Genomic DNA, 15,998 nt, shown 5'->3' on the forward strand with positions numbered 1-15,998 from the left:
GCACCGTCGCCCGCCTGACGAGTGGCCGTGCCTGGGGCGAAAGCCCAGGAAAATCAACGGTTGTGCAGGGCCTTGCCTGTAAACCTTGCCTGCGGCCACGAATCACACCGCAAAACCGGGTAGAATGCCGCCCACGCAATGAGGGTATTGGAAATGGCTTTAGTCGGGCGCTACAACAGTTTGCAAGTAGTTAAACACACTAACTTCGGTTTATATCTGGACGGCGGTGCGGACGGCGAAATTCTCCTGCCCAATCGTTATATTCCCAAGGATATTCCCAGTGAAGATGAAGACTGGCTCAATGTTTTCATTTATCTGGACAGCGACGACAAACTAATCGCTACCACGGAAAAACCCAAAGTTCAGGTGGGTGAGTTCGCCAGCCTGAAAGTGGCTGAAGTCAACAGCATCGGCGTGTTCCTGGACTGGGGCCTGCCCAAGGATCTGTTGCTGCCGTACTCCGAAGAAAAGCGCCAGATGACCGCCGGCGAATACTGTGTGGTGCACGTCTACCTCGACAAGCACACTCGCCGCATCACCGCCACGGCGCGCCTGGATCGTTACCTGGACAAGACTCCGGCCAACTACACGCCGGGCCAGGAAGTGGATTTGCTGGTCGCCGAAGCCACCGACATGGGGTTCAAGGCGATCATCAACAACAAGCACTGGGGCCTGATCCACAAGAATGAAATCTTCAAGTTCATGCGCGCCGGCAAACAGGAAAAAGGCTTCATCAAGGAAATCCGCCCGGACGGCAAGATCAGCCTGAGCCTGCAGCCCGTGGGCCAGGAAGCCGCCACCAGCCTGAACGCCAAGATCCTCGCCAAATTGCGTGAGAACAACGGCACGTTGCCGGTCAGTGACAAGAGCGACCCGGTGCTGATCAGCAGCCTGTTTGGCGTGAGCAAGGGCAACTTCAAGAAGGCCATTGGTGCGCTGTACAAGAATGGGCAGATTGTCATTCATGCCGATCGCATTGAATTGAGCTGATTTTCAGTCGAGCCACAGCATCTGTGGCAAGTAAGGGTTTTATGTGGCCAGGGAGGCCAGCTGTGGGAGCAAGGCTTGCCCGCGATAAGGCGATGCGGTCTTTCTGATACCGAAGCGCCTGTTTCGCGAGCAAGCTTTGCTCCCACACAGCGGCGCGCTGCGACTTTCCTCTGTATACAAAACTCTGCACCTTTAGCATGCACCCACGCCCTGTTCGTGGGCGCATACCTGCTATTGCTCGGCTTTCGCCGCCGCCACACACCCCGGTTTGTCTCACATTCCTCGCCTATGGCACGCATTCTGCGTAGCAACGCGTATACAAACCATGCCGGCTCCCGTGCGCAGTATGGTGAGCAGGTCGATGCGGGGGCACGGCGGTACTCAAAGGAGCCCCGCAATGTCCGAGCAATTGCCCAACGGCTACAGCCCCCGCCTCTATAACGAGGACTTGGGCCCGCTGCCGCAGAAATGGAATTGGTACAACATCTTCGCCTTCTGGATGAGCGATGTGCACAGCGTGGGCGGTTATGTCTTCGCCGCCAGTCTGTTCGCGCTGGGGTTGGCGAGCTGGCAGGTGTTGATTGCCTTGCTCGGCGGGATCTCCATCGTGCAGTTGATCGCCAACCTGGTCGCCAGGCCGAGCCAACAGGCGGCGGTGCCGTACCCGGTGATCTGTCGGCTGGCGTTCGGGGTGTTCGGGGCGAATATTCCTGCGGTCATTCGCGGCTTGATCGCCGTGGCCTGGTACGGCATTCAGACGTACCTGGCCTCCAGTGCGCTGATCATCGTGGTGCTGCGGTTTTTTCCTTCGATGGAAGTCTACGCGACGCCGCATTTCGCCGGTTTGTCCTACCTGGGCTGGTTCGGTTTCCTCAGCTTGTGGTTCGTCCAGGCGCTGGTGTTCTGGACCGGCATGGAATCGATCCGTCGTTTCATCGACTGGGCCGGGCCGGTGGTGTATGCCGTGATGTTCCTGCTGGCCGGTTGGATCGTATGGAAGGCCGGTTGGAGCAATATCAGCTTCACCCTGGCGGAAAAGTCCCTGTCTGGTTGGCAAGCATTCGGCCAGGTGATCGTGGCAACGGCGCTGGTGGTGTCTTACTTTTCCGGCCCGACCCTGAACTTCGGCGATTTCAGCCGTTACTGCCGGAGCATGTCTGACGTGCGCCGGGGCAATTTCTGGGGGCTGCCGGTGAATTTCCTGGCGTTCTCCCTGGTCACCGTGGTGATTGTTTCCGGGACCTTGCCGGTGTTCGGCGAAATGCTCCATGACCCGATCGCCACTGTGGCGCGCATCGACAACAATGTGGCTGTCTTGCTGGGCGCCTTTGCCTTTGTGACCGCCACGATCGGCATCAACATTGTCGCCAACTTTGTCTCCCCAGCGTTCGACTTCGCCAACGTCGCCCCCAGCAAGATCAGCTGGCGCGCCGGCGGCATGATCGCGGCGGTGGCCTCGATTTTCATCACGCCGTGGAACCTGTTCAACAACCCCGAAGTGATCCACTACACCCTGGACGTGCTTGCTGCGTTTATCGGGCCGCTGTTCGGGATCCTGCTGGTGGATTACTACCTGATCAAAAAGCAGCAGATCGACGTCGATGCGCTGTTCAATGACGGGCCGAGCGGGCGTTATTACTACAGTGGCGGCATCAACTGGACCGCGGTGAAGGCGCTGATTCCGGCGACGTTGATGGGCGTGGCGATCACCTTCACGCCGCTGCTGCAGCCGATGGCCAACTTTGCTTGGTTCACCGGTTGCTTGCTCGGCGGGGTGTTGTATTTCGCCTTGGCGCGACGTGAGCCGGCCGCGCAGTTGAACAAGTCGTTCAGCCCGGCCGGCCAGGCCTGATCACCGCAGCGCGGTCTGGGCGCAAGGGCTTGTCGCGCCCCGGCTGGCGGGCCGCAGCAACAGGCCGCCGGCCAGCAGCAGGCCGCTGCCGGCAATGATCAGCGCCGGTTGCAGGCCGCCGCTGAAATGGCTGCTCAGCGCCGCCAGCAGGGGCCCACTGAGCTGGCCGACGGCAAAGCAGGCGGTCAACAGGCCTGCGTTGCGCTGGGTGGCGTGGGGCGCCAGTTCCCGGGAGCGCAGCATCACCAGTTGCATGCAGGCCAGGAACGGCGTGCCACACAGGATCACGCCCAACGCCAGGCCCGGGCCGCTGCCCAGCAGGCAGGCAAATACCCCGGCGGCTTGCAGCCAGAGCGTACCGATCAGCCAGCGACCGGTGGTGTTCGGGTTGGGGCGACGCAGGCTGACCAACAACACGCCGGTGGCGGCGGCCAGGCCGAAGCAGGGCCAGAACAGGTCTGCCAGCCATTGCCCGTGGAACTGCGCCGAGGCCATTTGCGATAGAAACGTGGCCGGAATGATGTAGCCCACGCCATACAGTGCGTACACCACGCCCAGTCGAGCGATGCCAGCGTTCGGCGAAGGGCTGGCCGGCCCGGCGACAGGTGTTGTTGCGCTCGGCTGCGGCACAATTGGCAAGATCACCAGCAACATCACCAACGCCACGCCGGCATACACCAGCCACAGGGTGGCGGAGCTCTGGCCCAGAAGGTTCGAGCCCAGGGCGAGCAAGCCGGTCAGGAAAATCCCCAGCCCCGGGCCGGCAAACACCAGCGCGCCGAGCCGTGGCCGTCCCGCCGCCGCTGCCAAGGGTTGGCTCAGGGCGGTGATCATCACCAGCACCCAGGCGCTCGCCACGCCGGTACCAAAGCGCAACGCCAGGTGTGGCCAGAAACCCCAGGCCCAGAACGACGCCAGTGTCAGCAGCACGCACAGCCACAGGCCGCCGAGTAACCGCCGCCGCACCTGTTCCGGACGGCGGGCGAACATGGCATCCAGCGCGCCGAGCAAATAACCCAGGTAGTTAGACGCAGCAATCAGACCGGCGGCGGTCAAGTCGAGCTGACCTTCGCCGATCAAATGAGGTAACTGGGGCGTAAGGGCGAAGCGGCCAATGCCCATGGCCATCATCAGCGCGATGAAACTGCCGAGCAGGCGAATTAGAGGTGACATGGTCGTTCTCCGGGTGTCGAGGCGAATGACCGTCAGGCTAGGACTGATTGACTTTCATTAAAAATGAATAATAGTGAGTAACTTGTTCTTTTTTGGAGAATGTCGTGGAGTTCAGCCAATTGCGGATTTTCCAGGCTGTGGCCGAGGAAGGTTCCATCACCCGGGCTGCCGAGCGCCTGCACCGGGTGCCGTCGAACCTTTCGACCCGGCTCAAGCAGCTTGAAGAGCAGCTGGGCGTGGACCTTTTCCTGCGCGAGCGTCAGCGTTTGCAGTTGTCACCGGCAGGAAAAGTCCTATTGGACTATGCGGCCAAGCTTTTCGCCTTGCACGACGAAGCCCATGCCGCCGTGCAGGGTGGGCAGCCGGCCGGGGATTTTGTGCTGGGTACGATGTACAGCACGGCGGCGACGCATCTGCCGGACCTGCTGGCGGCTTATCACCGGGCGTATCCGGCGGTGAACCTGCAGGTGCAATCCGGGCCGAGTGGTGAATTGCTCGAGGGCCTGCTCACCAATCGGCTCGACGCGGCGCTGGTGGACGGCCCGCTGGAGCTGGCGGGGCTTGATGGCGTGCCGTTGTGCGACGAGCGGTTGGTACTGATTACCGAGGCCGATCATGCGCCGGTACGCAGTGCGCTGGATGTGCAGGGCCGCGCGGTGTTCACGTTCCGGCGTGGCTGTTCCTACCGGATGCGGTTGGAAGCCTGGTTTGCCCATGACCACGCGACCATGGGCCGGGCGATGGAAATCGAGTCTTACCAAGGGATGCTGGCGTGTGTGATCGCCGGGTCCGGGGTGGCATTGATGTCCGAGTCGATGCTCGCCAGCCTGCCGGGCCGCGAGCGGGTGGCGGTACATCCGCTGGCCGAGCCGTTTGCCAGCGCCACGACCTGGCTGATGTGGCGCAAAGGCATGGTCGGGGCCAACCTCAACGCCTGGATCCAATTGCAACAACAGGCCTGGCCGCGAGCGCCCCTGGCGACGGCGCAATCGGCTTGAACTCCGGGAGGTGGATTTGGATCAATTCAGTAACAGATCATTGCAAACTGAGACGAGCATTGCGTAGAACATCGGACTATTATCAGTGCGAAGGGGCCACAGTAATTTGCCGCTCGTACCACCCTGAGGGGGCACCACGATGAAAGAGAAAATCCAGAATTGGCTTCACGACCTGGGTGTCGCGCTTGGCCTGATCGAGCCACCGATGCAACCGGTACCGATCCGCACCGATGACGAGCAACGCCGCCGCCAACCGCGCCGCCGGTAAACCCACCAGGCATTTGGAGAGATCGCAGTTGCGGACCATTTCAATTGAGATGGCCCGCCACTGCGATCTTTTTGTTTGTGATATGAGGAAGCTTGCCCGCGCTGAGCTCTGTCGAAACTCTGTTGAAGCTCTGTTGAAGCTCTGTTGAAGCTCTGTAGGAGCTGTGTAGGAGCTGTCGAGTGCAACGAGGCTGCGATCTTTCTCCAGCCACTTGAATCTCAAGCGAAAGATCAAAAGATCAAAAGATCGCAGGCTTCGCCAGCTCCTACAGAGCCCCGCGCGAGCTACGACCTTCACCACAGGGGCGATGTCAGGTAAAAAAAGGGCATGGCCACCGACGCCACACCCCTCGAAGAAAACCGCCTCTCAGTGTTTGCTCAAATCACCTTGGCCACCGCACTTGGCCGTGGCGACAGCAAGCTCACCAGCACGAAACTCACCAGTGCCACGCTCAGGCTGTAGTAGATCGGCGTGTTGGCGTCCAGGCCGTCCTTGAGCATGAAGAACAGCGCGGTCAGGAAGCCCAGCGACATGCTGCTGATCGCGCCGGCCGTGGTGGCGCGCTTCCAGTAGATGGCGCCGATCAGCGGGATCAGCATGCCGCCCACCAACAGGTTGTAGGCCAGGGTCAGGGCACTGATGACGTCGCTGACCACCAGGGCGATCACCAAGACCACCGCGCCCATCAGCAGGGTCGCGATGCGGTTTTCATGAACGTCGCCACTGCCACTTTCACGGCCCTGACGCAGACGGGGCAGCAAGTCCTGGACCACCGTGGTGGACGCCGCGAGCAGGCCCGCCGCAGCAGTGGACATCAGGGCTGCCAGGGCTGCGGCGATCACCAATCCACGAATGCCGTTGGGCAGGCTGGTCTGGACGATGCTGGCGAAGGCGTTGTTGACGTTCGCAAGGTCCGGCAGCAACACCTTGGCCGCCATGCCGATCAACGCACCGGCCAGGCCGTACAGCACGCAGTACAGGCCGGCGGCGGTGCCTGCCACTTTCGCCACGCCCTCGCTGCGGGCGGTGAACACCCGCTGCCAGATGTCTTGGCCAATGAAGATGCCGAAGAAGTAGATCAGGAAGTAGGTGAGGATGGTGTCCCAGCCAATCGCGGTGAAATCGAAGTAGCTGGCCGGCAAGGCCGCCACCATCGCGTCCCAGCCGCCGGCATCGCCGATGGACATCGGCATCAGCAGGAACACCAGGCCAACGGTCATGATCAAGAATTGCACGATGTCGGTGAGGGTCAGCGACCACATGCCGCCGATGGTGGAATACAGCACCACCACGCCGCCGCCCACCAGGATCGACACCCAGAACGGCAAGCCGAACAGCACTTGCATCACGGTGCCGATGGCGATGGTCGAGGTGGCGCCGATCATCAGCGCGTAAACCAGCATGATCAGCGCACTGGCCTGGCGCGCGGCCGGGTTGTAGCGGCGCTCCAGCACTTGGGTCACGGTGTAGATCTTGAGCTTGAGCAACGGCTTGGCGAGGAACAGGCTCAGGCCGACGATGCCCAGGCCAATGGCGCCGCACAGCCAGAATCCGGAAATGCCGTAGACGTAGCCCAGGCGCACGGTGCCGATGGTGGACGCACCGCCCAGTACTGTGGCGGCCATGGTGCCCAGGTAGAAGCCTGGGCCGAGGTTGCGCCCGGCGACCAGGTAGTCATCACGGGTTTTGGCGCGGCGCATGCCGTACCAGCCGAGGGCGATCATGCCAGTGGCGTAGAGAAGAACGACGATTAAGTCCAAAGCCATGGTGGCGTGTCTCCGATTCTATTTTTTATATGGGACGAGGCGGTGCTGTCCCTGGCACTGCAGCCTCAGTGCGAACGCGCTTTTGTGGCCAGAGATTGCTCCCGCTGGGCTCTGTAGGAGCTGGCGAAGCCTGCGATCTTTTGATCTTTTGATCTTTCGCTTGAGATTCAAGTGTCTGGGGAAAGATCGCAGCCCCGTTGCACTCGACAGCTCCTACATAGCTCCTACACAGCTCCTACGGACTCAGTCGAGCGGGAGCAATCTCTGGCCACAGGTATTTCGTGTGTTCGGATCAGGCGGTTTGCCTGAGGGCTGGTTTGTCGATGGACACCGAAGAGTCCTTGCTACGCGGATCCCCCGGCCCATACACCGCCGCGGGCTCTGGAAACAGGCTCAGTAATACCAGGTACACCACCGAGGCCAGCCCCAGGGTTACCGGCAGGCTGATGTCGATCCCGCCAGCCAGTTCCCCCAGCGGCCCGACGAACTGCCCCGGCAGGTTGACGAAGCACAACCCCACCAGCGCGCTGGGGATCCATGCCCCCAGGCCGCGCCAGTTCCAGCCGTGGCTGAACCAGTAGCGCCCGCCGGTTTCGCCGCGGGTGAACACTTGCAGGTCATCCGGGCAGTAGAAGCCGCGGCGCACCAGCAGGCCGATGATCATGATCACCATCCACGGCGTGGTGCAGGTGATGATCAGCACGGCGAAAGTCGAGACGCTCTGCACCAGGTTCGCCGCGAAGCGCCCGATGAAGATGAAGGCGATCGACAGCACGCCGATCAGCAGTGTCGCCTTGACCCGCGACAGCACCCGTGGAAACACGCTGGACATGTCCAGGCCCGTGCCATAAAGCGATGTGGTGCCGGTGGACATGCCGCCGATCACCGCGATCAGGCACACCGGCAGGAAGAACCAGCTTGGCGAAACCGCCAGCAGCCCGCCCACGTAGTTGTTGGCCGCGATGTAGTCCGGCGCCTTGATCGCCACGATGGTGGCGGTGGCGAGGCCGAACAGGAACGGGATCAACGTCGCCAGCTGCGCAGCGATCACGGCCAGCATGATGCGGCGCTTGGGCGTATTGCGGGGAATGTAGCGCGACCAGTCACCCAGGAACGCACCGAAGGAAATCGGGTTGCTCATGGCCACCAGCGCTGCGCCGATGAACGCCGCCCAGAAGCCCGGCTGGCCGAGACTGACCGTGCCGGCGAACTGGCTGTCGAATGTGGGCGCGAAGGCGAGGATGCCCAGCAAAAACAGCAGGCTGGCGGCCCACACGGCGATGCGGTTGACCCACAGCATGAAGCGGAAGCCATAGATGCACACCGTCAAGACCAGCAGGGCGAACAAGCCGTAGGCCAGGCCCAGGCTCAGGTCGGTTTCCGGTACGCCGATCAGCCGCTTGGCGCCGCCGATCAACGCGTCCCCGGAACTCCACACCGACAGCGAAAAGAACGCGATGGCGGTCAGCAACGACAGGAACGAGCCGACGATCCGCCCGTGCACGCCGAAGTGCGCACCGGAAGACACCGCGTTATTGGTGCCGTTGAGCGGGCCGAACAGGCCCATGGGCGCGAGGATGATCGAACCCACCAGGACGCCCAGCACAATGGCCCAGGCACCGGCCTGGAATGACAGGCCGAACAGCACTGGGAAACTGCCGAGCACGGCGGTGGCGAAGGTGTTGGCGCCGCCGAAGATCAGGCGAAACAGGTCGCTTGGGCCGGCGGTTCGTTCGTGGTCCGGGATCTGCTCGACCCCGAAGGTTTCAATTTGCGTAAGGCTGTTGTCGTTATTGTTATGCATGATCTGCTCCGATCATAAAGGTGCGCCCGTCGTGTGCGGGCGTCACCTGTTGCTAAGGGATTGGCAGCCCTTCCGGCATTGCGGACAAATGTTCGTGGCAGGCCAGCCATGGGCCTTGTTGTTCTTGGCGAAACACAATGGTTTCGCGCTCCTGGCTAAAGTGAAGCTCCCCTTGCATGCGCAGCTCGGTGGCCACGTCATGGATGAAAATAGCCACGTCCCCTTGCAGGCTGACGAAGGCGTTGCTCGAGGTGCAATTGAGCACCTCGAAGCCATCCTCGGACCGCCAGCGATCCCACAACGCCTGGTAGGCATCGCGTGACAGCAGGGGCTGTTCGAGGGTGTAGAACACGAAACTGGCATCGGCGGTGAACGCGCCGAAGTAGGCGTCGCGGTCATTGCGGGCGAAGGCCGACACCAAGTTTGCGGCGGCCTGGAGCACCTGGTCCTGTTCGTTCATGGGCGCACCTCAGCGATGAACCACGCCAGGCAGTACGCAGAGCATCTCGTACAGCAGGTTGGCGCCCAGCAGCGAGGTGTTGCCGGTGGTGTCGTACGGCGGCGAGACTTCTACCAGATCGCAACCGACCAGGTCGAGGCCTTGGCAACCACGGACGATTTCGATCGCCTGGATGGTGGTCAACCCACCGATTTCCGGGGTGCCAGTGCCAGGGGCCCAGGCCGGGTCGATGCCGTCGATGTCGAAGCTCAAATACACCGGGCCGCCGCCGACTTTTTCACGCACTTCGGCCATCAGCGGGGCCAGGGATTTGTGCCAGCATTCTTCGGCCTGGACCACGCGGAAACCCTGGTTGCGGCTCCAGTTGAAATCTTCGGCGGTGTAGCCCTGGGCCCGCAGGCCGATCTGCACCACGCGGTCGCAATCGAGCAGGCCTTCTTCCACGGCGCGGCGGAAGGTGGTGCCGTGGGCGATCTTCTCGCCGAACATGTGGTCGTTCACATCGGCGTGGGCGTCGATGTGCACCAGGCCGACCTTGCCGTGCTTCTTGTGGATGGCCCGCAGGATCGGCAGGGTGATGGTGTGGTCGCCGCCCAGTGTCAGGGGAATGACGTTGTGTTCAAGGATCTTGTGGTACGACTCTTCGATGATCCGCACCGCGTCCAGCAGGTTGAAGGTGTTGATCGGCACGTCGCCGATGTCGGCCACCGACAGCGAGTCGAACGGCGCGGCGCCAGTGGCCATGTTGTAGGGGCGGATCATCACGGATTCAGCGCGGATCTCGCGCGGTCCGAAACGGGTACCGGCGCGCAGGGAGGTGCCGATGTCCAGCGGCACGCCGACGAACGCAGCGTCCAGGCCGGCAGCGGTTTGCAAATGGGGGAGTCGCATCATGGTGGCGATGCCGCCGAAGCGCGGCATTTCGTTGCCGCCCAGTGGTTGGTGAAGAATCTTGTCCACGGGTAGGGCCTCATCGTTTGTTTTATTTATCAGGGGCCGATTCTGCGAAAAGCCGTTGCCGTGAAGAATCGCTGGCGGCAAATACTTAGTTCAGATTTTTCTAAACTAATGGCGGGTGGGGCGATAGACTCTGCGTCAGTGCAGTCCTGGGGGACATGATGCCCCCTGTGGCGAGGGAGCTTGCTCCCGCTGGGCTGCAGGAGCTGTGTAGGAGCTGTCGAGTGCAACGAGGCTGCGATCTTTCCCCAGACACCTGAATCTCAAGCGAAAGATCAAGATCAAGATCAAGATCAAAAGATCGCAGGCTTCGCCAGCTCCTACAGAGCCGAGCGGGAGCAAGCTCCCTCGCCACAAAAGCGCGACAAGTTCTGTCTATGTGTGATCCGGAGACACCCCCCATGGCCAACGCTCTACCCGACCTGAAACTGCTGCGTATTTTCGTCAGCGTGGTCCGACACCAGGGGTTCGCCAATGCCCAGCACGAGCTCAACCTGTCCACGTCGGCCATCAGCACCTACATGAGCCAGCTGGAATCAGCTTTGGGCCTGGTGCTGTGTCATCGCGGCCGGGGCGGGTTCAGCCTGACCAGCAAGGGCGAGTTGTTCCATCAGGAAACCTTGCGTCTGTTGGCTGAACTCGAAGGGTTCGAGCAGTACGCTGCAGCGCTCAAGGGTGAACTGCGCGGCACCTTGAACCTGGGGGTGATCGACTCCACGGTCAGCGACAAGGCCTTGCCGTTCGCCGAAGCCATCGGTGCCTACAGCCAGGAGCATCCGGCGGTGCATTTGCACCTGTCGGTCATGAGCCCTTACGAGCTGCAACTCGGCGTGCAGGACAACCGTCTGGACCTGGCCATCGGTGCGTTTTCCACGCGCATGAGCGGGCTGGTCTACATGCCGCTTTACCGTGAACAGCACTGGTTGTATTGCAGCAACCGCCATCCACTGTTCAATGAGCGGCGCATCCCCGAGCAAGTGATCACCCAGCAGCGCATGGTCGGGCGCGGTTACTGGAGCCAGGCCGAACTGGCCCGCCATGGCTTCAAGCACAGCGCGGCGACGGTGGAGAGCATGGAGGCGCAGTTGATCCTGGTGTTGTCCGGTGCCTACGTCGGTTACCTGCCTGAGCACTATGCCCAGGCTTGGGTCGACAAGGGCGACTTGCGTGTGCTGTTGCCGGCGACCTTCGGCTATCAGGCGCCGTTTTCGATGATCGTGCGCCGTGGTCGCAGCCGCGAGCCGCTGATCCAGACCTTCCGTGATTTGCTCAAAGCTCAACTGAATCAGGCCTGACCATGTCCAGAACTCAATGCCCGCGCTGCCAACGACCGCAAAGCCACTGCCTGTGCCCGTTGATCCCCAGCCTCGACAGCCGCACCCGCGTCTTGCTGTTGCAGCATCCCAGCGAAGTGAACCATGCCTTGAACACTGCCCGCTTGGCGGCGTTGGGGCTCAGCAATGCGGAACTGGTCGTGGGCGAGGTGTTCGAGGATTTGCCCAGGTTGCTCAATCAGCCGGGTTATCAGGCGCGGTTGTTGTTTCCGGCTGACGATGCACATCCGCTGCAAGCCTATGCGCCCTCCGATAACCCGCTGCTACTGGTCGTGCCCGACGGCACCTGGCGCAAGGCACGCAAGCTGCTGCACCTCAACCCGCTGCTGGCGGCGTTGCCGAGGGTGACGTTGGCCGAAGGCGGCGTGTCTCGTTACCGCTTGCGCAAGGCGCCGGGGCCGGGGGCGTTGTCGACGGTGGAGGCGATTGTCCAGGCGTTGCAGGCACTGGAAGCGCCGGCGAGCTTCGAACTGTTGCTGAGGCCGTTCGAAGCGTTGATCGAGGGGCAGATTGCGGCGATGGGGGAGGAGACCTATCAGAAGAACCATGGAGGGGGTTAGAGGCCCCTGTGGCGAGGTAAATTCGGATCACCGCTCGCGCATCGCCTCGGTCCGCGCCTTCAACACCGGCTTGAGCAAGTAATCCAGGACACTTTTCTCCCCGGTGATGATGTCCACCGTCGCCACCATCCCCGGAATGATCAACAAGGGTTTGGCATCCCCGCCCAAATGGTTTTTGTCGGTGCGCACCTGGATCAAGTAGAAGCTGTTGCCCTTGTCGTCGGTGATGGTGTCGGCGCTGATCAGTTCGAGCTTGGCGCTCAGCCCGCCGTAGATCGTGTAGTCGTAGGCGCTGAACTTGACCATGGCTTTCTGGCCCGGGTGCAGGAACGCCACGTCCTGGGGGCGGACCTTGGCTTCGATCAGCAGGTTGTCTTCCAGGGGCACGATTTCCACCATGTCGTTGCCCGGCTGCACCACGCCGCCGATGGTGTTGACCTTCAGTTGCTTGATCACCCCATGCACGGGCGAAACTACGGTAGTGCGGGTCACGCGGTCGTCGATGGCGATGCTCGAGGCGGTGATTTTCGACAGTTCGGTGCGTTTTTCGTTGAGGTCCTTGGCCGCCTCGGAACGGAAAGTCTGTTCCGATTCGTCGATCTTGCTCTTGATCTCGTTGATCGCCGATTCGGCCCGGGGAATGGCCAGGGTGGTGGCGTTGAGCGAGCCGCGGATTTCCACCGCGCTGCGCTTGAGCCGCAGGATCTCCACCGGTGATACCGCACCGGTGCGCACCAGCGGCGCGGACATGTTCATTTCCTCTTGCAGCAAAGCCAGGGAGGAGCTGAACTGGCCTTGCTTGGAGCGAAATTCCGCCAGTTCCTGGGTCTTCTGCCGCAGCTGTTCGGTCAGGGTGCGTTGCTCGCTGGCCAGGCGGCGCTGGCGTTGTTCGTACAATGAGCGCTCGTCCTCGGCCACTTGCGGGGCCTTGGCGATCACCTCGGCCGAAAGATTGAACGGCCGGCCCTCGGCCTCGGCCGACAGGCGCTCGACCTGGGCGGTCAAGGCATAGCGGTCGGCCTCGCTCTCGCCCTTGTTCGACAGGAACCGCGTGTCGTCCAGGCGCAGCAGGGTGTCGCCCTTGTTCACCATCTGGCCTTCGCGCACGAAAATCTCAGTGACGATGCCGCCCTCCAGGTTCTGGATCACTTGGATCTTGCTCGACGGAATCGCCTTGCCTTCACCGGTGGTGACTTCCTGCAACACCGCCAACTTCGCCCAAACCAGCCCGGTGACGATCAACCCGGCGGCCAGCCACACCGTAACCCGAGAGCGACGGGGCGAATCCTGCAGCGTGGCGCCAGCGGTTTCCGGCATGAACTCGCTTTCGGCGCTTTTGCTGAAACTGCCGAAGTAGCTTCGGGCGGCTGAATCCGGTGTTTGAGCAGACATGGGGCGATACCCGTTGGTTAAATGAAAAGAGCTGGGTGCTGCTTTTTGTGGTGAGGGAGCTTGCTCCCGCTCGGCTGTAGGAGCTGTGTAGGAGCTGTCGAGTGAAACGAGGCTGCGATCTTTCCCCAGCCACTTGAATCCCAAGCGAAAGATCAAGATCAAAAGATCGCAGGCTTCGCCAGCTCCTACAGAGCCCAGCGGGAGCAAGCTCCCTCGCCACAGGTGTTAATCATGTCCCCGGACCAAGCAGGGGGTGTGTTGGCTTCTATACCGCCGCGGACCCCACCCGTCCTTTGCGCAGCGCATCGATCACCGCTTCCTTCGGCCCATCGGCCACGATCCGGCCGTTATCCAGCACCACCAAGCGGTCCACCAGGCTCAGCATCGAGGTGCGGTGGGTCACCAGCAGCACGGTCTTGCCCTGTACATGGGTGTGAAGCTTCTGGCGCAAGACGTCTTCGCTGCTGTTGTCCATGGCGCTGGTGGGTTCGTCCAGCAGCAGGATCGGCGGGTCGAGCAGCAGGGCCCGGGCCAGCAGCACGGCCTGGCGTTGGCCGCCGGAGAGCAGTTGCCCGCGCTCGCCCACCGGGCGGTCGAAACCTTGGGGGTGTTGGCGCGCCAGTTCGGTGACACCGGTCAGTTCCGCCACTTCCAGCATGCGCGCGTCGCTGATATAGCGGGCGCCCAAGGTGAGATTGTCCCGCAGGCTGCCGGCCAGCAGCGGCAGGTCATGGGCAACGTAGCCAATCTGTTGGCGCAGGTCGGCGACGTCCAGTTGCCGCAGGTCCAGACCGTCCAGCAATAACTGGCCTTCTTCCGGTGCGTAGAAACCCATCACCAGCCGCGCCAGGGTGCTTTTGCCCGAGCCACTGCGGCCGATGATCCCGACCCGTTCGCCGGGTTTGAGGCTGAAACTGATATTGGCCAGCGCCGGGGCGCTCTGGCCGTTGTAGTGGAACGTCACACCGCTGACGTCCAGCGCGCCCTGCAACTGAGTGCGCTCCAGGGGCCGCTGTTTGGCGTCACGCTCCTGGGGCAACGCCATCAGCGCATCGGTGCTGCGCATGGTGAGCTGGGCTTGCTGGTAACGGGTGATCAGCCCGGCGATCTGCCCGAGCGGGGCGAGGACCCGGCTGCCGAGCATGTAGGTCGCCACCAGTGCGCCGACGCTGAGGTTGCCGGCGATGATGCTGTAGACCCCGGCAACGATGGTCGCCATGCCCGCCAGTTGTTGCAGGAATAAGGTGCCGTTGGTCGCCAGTGCCGAGAGGTTGCGCGCATGGCTGTCCAGGCGGGTGAGGGCGCCGTGGGTGCTTTCCCATTGGTGCTGGCGCTCGCTCTCGGCGCTGCAGGCCTTGAGGGTTTCCAGGCCACTGAGGGTTTCGATCAGCAGTGCCTGGCGCTGCGCGCCCAGGGCCAGGCTTTTTTGCACGGTGTCGCGCAGGCGCACCTGGATGATCATCGCGAAAACAATGGTGAGCGGAAACGCGACCACGGGAATCACCACCAGCCAGCCGCCCAACAGGCCGATCACCACCAGCATCAGCACGGCAAAGGGCAGGTCGATCAGGCTGGTAAGCGTCACCGCCGTGAGGAATTCGCGCAGGCCCTGGAAGTCGTGGATGCTCTGGGCAAAGCCGCCGATGGTCACCGGCTTGGCCTTCATCGCCATGCCGGTGATGCGCTCGAACAGGGTGGCGGAGAGAATCACGTCGGTTTTCTTGCCGGCGGTGTCCAGCAGATGGGCGCGCACCACCCGCAATACCAGTTCGAAACCGGTGCCGATCAACAGCCCCACGGCCAGCACCCACAAGGTGGACGTGGCCTGGTTCGGCACCACGCGGTCGTAGGTCTGCATGACGAACAGCGGCACCATCAGCCCCAGCAGATTGATCAGGAAACTCGCCAGGATCGCGTCGCTGTACAGCCAGCGCGACAGTTTCAAGGTGTCGCGAAACCACGCCTCGACCCGCGGTACCAGGGGCGAGCGCAGGTCTTCGAGTTCATGTCGCGGCCGGGCGAACAACGCCTGGCCGCTGTAGTCGAGGGTCAGTTCCTCGCGGCTGACCCATTGCTCGCCGCCGTCGGCTTCGCTGGGCAGGATCAGCGCCTTGCCATCCTCACCCCAACGCCGCAATACCGCACAGCGACCGCCCACCAGGATCAGCATCACCGGCAGGTTCAGAGGTGAAATATCCGCCAGCTCACGACGCAACAGTCGCGCCTGCAAGCTTGCCCGGGCCGCTGCGCGTGGCAGCAGGTCCAGGCTCAAGCGTTGGTGCGCCATAGGAAGCCCGGCGCTGAGGCTGGCGCGGCTGACCGTCGCGCCATGGAGTTTGCAGAGGATCAACAGGCCGTCCAGCAAGGGATCATCGAAGTTCAGGCGCGGGTCAGCGCTCGGGGTTGCGGGTTCCATGCTGGTCACATTGTTCGCTCCCATTTTT

General features: G+C 62.3%; 13 protein-coding genes. 6 read left to right on the top strand and 7 right to left on the bottom strand.

Translation table 11 applies throughout. The features are described 5' to 3' along the window. Window positions 1-153 precede the first annotated feature (153 nt). Together GFU70_RS07450 and GFU70_RS07455 are read left to right on the top strand one after the other, a co-directional pair. Entirely contained in the window at window positions 154-990 is an 837-nt protein-coding gene (locus GFU70_RS07450) for a S1 RNA-binding domain-containing protein (RefSeq protein ID WP_013692512.1), read from the top strand. A gap of 397 nt (window positions 991-1,387) precedes the next feature. Then, window positions 1,388-2,842: an NCS1 family nucleobase:cation symporter-1 gene (locus tag GFU70_RS07455; RefSeq protein WP_153387803.1), complete on the top strand. Its 1,455-nt coding sequence runs from the start codon at window positions 1,388-1,390 to the stop codon at window positions 2,840-2,842. Here GFU70_RS07455 and GFU70_RS07460 read toward each other — a convergent pair whose 3' ends face one another. Further along, on the bottom strand, window positions 2,843-4,015 hold the full coding sequence (locus tag GFU70_RS07460) for an MFS transporter (protein WP_153387804.1): 1,173 nt from the start codon (window positions 4,013-4,015) through the stop codon (window positions 2,843-2,845). 104 nt (window positions 4,016-4,119) lie between these two features. On the opposite strand from GFU70_RS07460, the gene ptrR reads away from it, so the two are divergent. Together ptrR and GFU70_RS28895 are read left to right on the top strand one after the other, a co-directional pair. After that, a complete protein-coding gene (gene ptrR, locus GFU70_RS07465; RefSeq protein WP_058545240.1) occupies window positions 4,120-5,013 on the top strand; it encodes a putrescine utilization regulator PtrR in 894 nt (297 codons plus the stop codon). 139 nt (window positions 5,014-5,152) lie between these two features. Next, window positions 5,153-5,281 (top strand): PA1414 family protein, encoded by a 129-nt coding sequence (locus GFU70_RS28895; RefSeq protein WP_003198971.1) that lies wholly within the window; start codon window positions 5,153-5,155, stop codon window positions 5,279-5,281. Window positions 5,282-5,658: 377 nt separating this feature from the next. Here the strand turns inward: GFU70_RS28895 and GFU70_RS07470 are convergent, their stop codons facing one another. The 4 genes from GFU70_RS07470 to speB all read right to left on the bottom strand — a co-directional run bounded on the left by GFU70_RS07470 (window position 5,659) and on the right by speB (window position 10,271). Then, complete coding sequence (locus GFU70_RS07470; protein ID WP_058545241.1) at window positions 5,659-7,047, bottom strand: sodium:solute symporter; 1,389 nt, start codon at window positions 7,045-7,047, stop codon at window positions 5,659-5,661. Window positions 7,048-7,339: 292 nt separating this feature from the next. Further along, a complete protein-coding gene (locus GFU70_RS07475) occupies window positions 7,340-8,854 on the bottom strand; it encodes a purine-cytosine permease family protein (RefSeq protein ID WP_226921158.1) in 1,515 nt (504 codons plus the stop codon). Window positions 8,855-8,903: 49 nt separating this feature from the next. Then, window positions 8,904-9,311 carry a YybH family protein gene (locus GFU70_RS07480; protein WP_058545243.1) on the bottom strand — a complete coding sequence of 136 codons (408 nt, stop codon included), beginning with the start codon at window positions 9,309-9,311 and terminating at the stop codon, window positions 8,904-8,906. 9 nt (window positions 9,312-9,320) lie between these two features. Beyond that, complete coding sequence (gene speB / locus GFU70_RS07485; RefSeq protein WP_116642951.1) at window positions 9,321-10,271, bottom strand: agmatinase; 951 nt, start codon at window positions 10,269-10,271, stop codon at window positions 9,321-9,323. A 398-nt stretch (window positions 10,272-10,669) separates the two neighbouring features. On the opposite strand from speB, the gene GFU70_RS07490 reads away from it, so the two are divergent. Together GFU70_RS07490 and GFU70_RS07495 are read left to right on the top strand one after the other, a co-directional pair. After that, complete coding sequence (locus GFU70_RS07490) at window positions 10,670-11,563, top strand: LysR family transcriptional regulator (protein WP_058545245.1); 894 nt, start codon at window positions 10,670-10,672, stop codon at window positions 11,561-11,563. Between the two features lie 2 nt (window positions 11,564-11,565). Continuing rightward, window positions 11,566-12,162, top strand: a complete 597-nt coding sequence (locus GFU70_RS07495; RefSeq protein WP_153387805.1) for a tRNA-uridine aminocarboxypropyltransferase — start codon at window positions 11,566-11,568, stop codon at window positions 12,160-12,162. Between the two features lie 27 nt (window positions 12,163-12,189). Here GFU70_RS07495 and GFU70_RS07500 read toward each other — a convergent pair whose 3' ends face one another. Together GFU70_RS07500 and GFU70_RS07505 are read right to left on the bottom strand one after the other, a co-directional pair. Next, window positions 12,190-13,554, bottom strand: a complete 1,365-nt coding sequence (locus GFU70_RS07500) for an HlyD family type I secretion periplasmic adaptor subunit (protein ID WP_058545247.1) — start codon at window positions 13,552-13,554, stop codon at window positions 12,190-12,192. A gap of 265 nt (window positions 13,555-13,819) precedes the next feature. After that, window positions 13,820-15,979 (bottom strand): type I secretion system permease/ATPase, encoded by a 2,160-nt coding sequence (locus GFU70_RS07505; RefSeq protein ID WP_058546881.1) that lies wholly within the window; start codon window positions 15,977-15,979, stop codon window positions 13,820-13,822. Window positions 15,980-15,998 lie beyond the last annotated feature (19 nt).

This window comes from Pseudomonas brassicacearum (genome assembly GCF_009601685.2).
Lineage (GTDB): Bacteria > Pseudomonadota > Gammaproteobacteria > Pseudomonadales > Pseudomonadaceae > Aquipseudomonas > Aquipseudomonas kilonensis_B.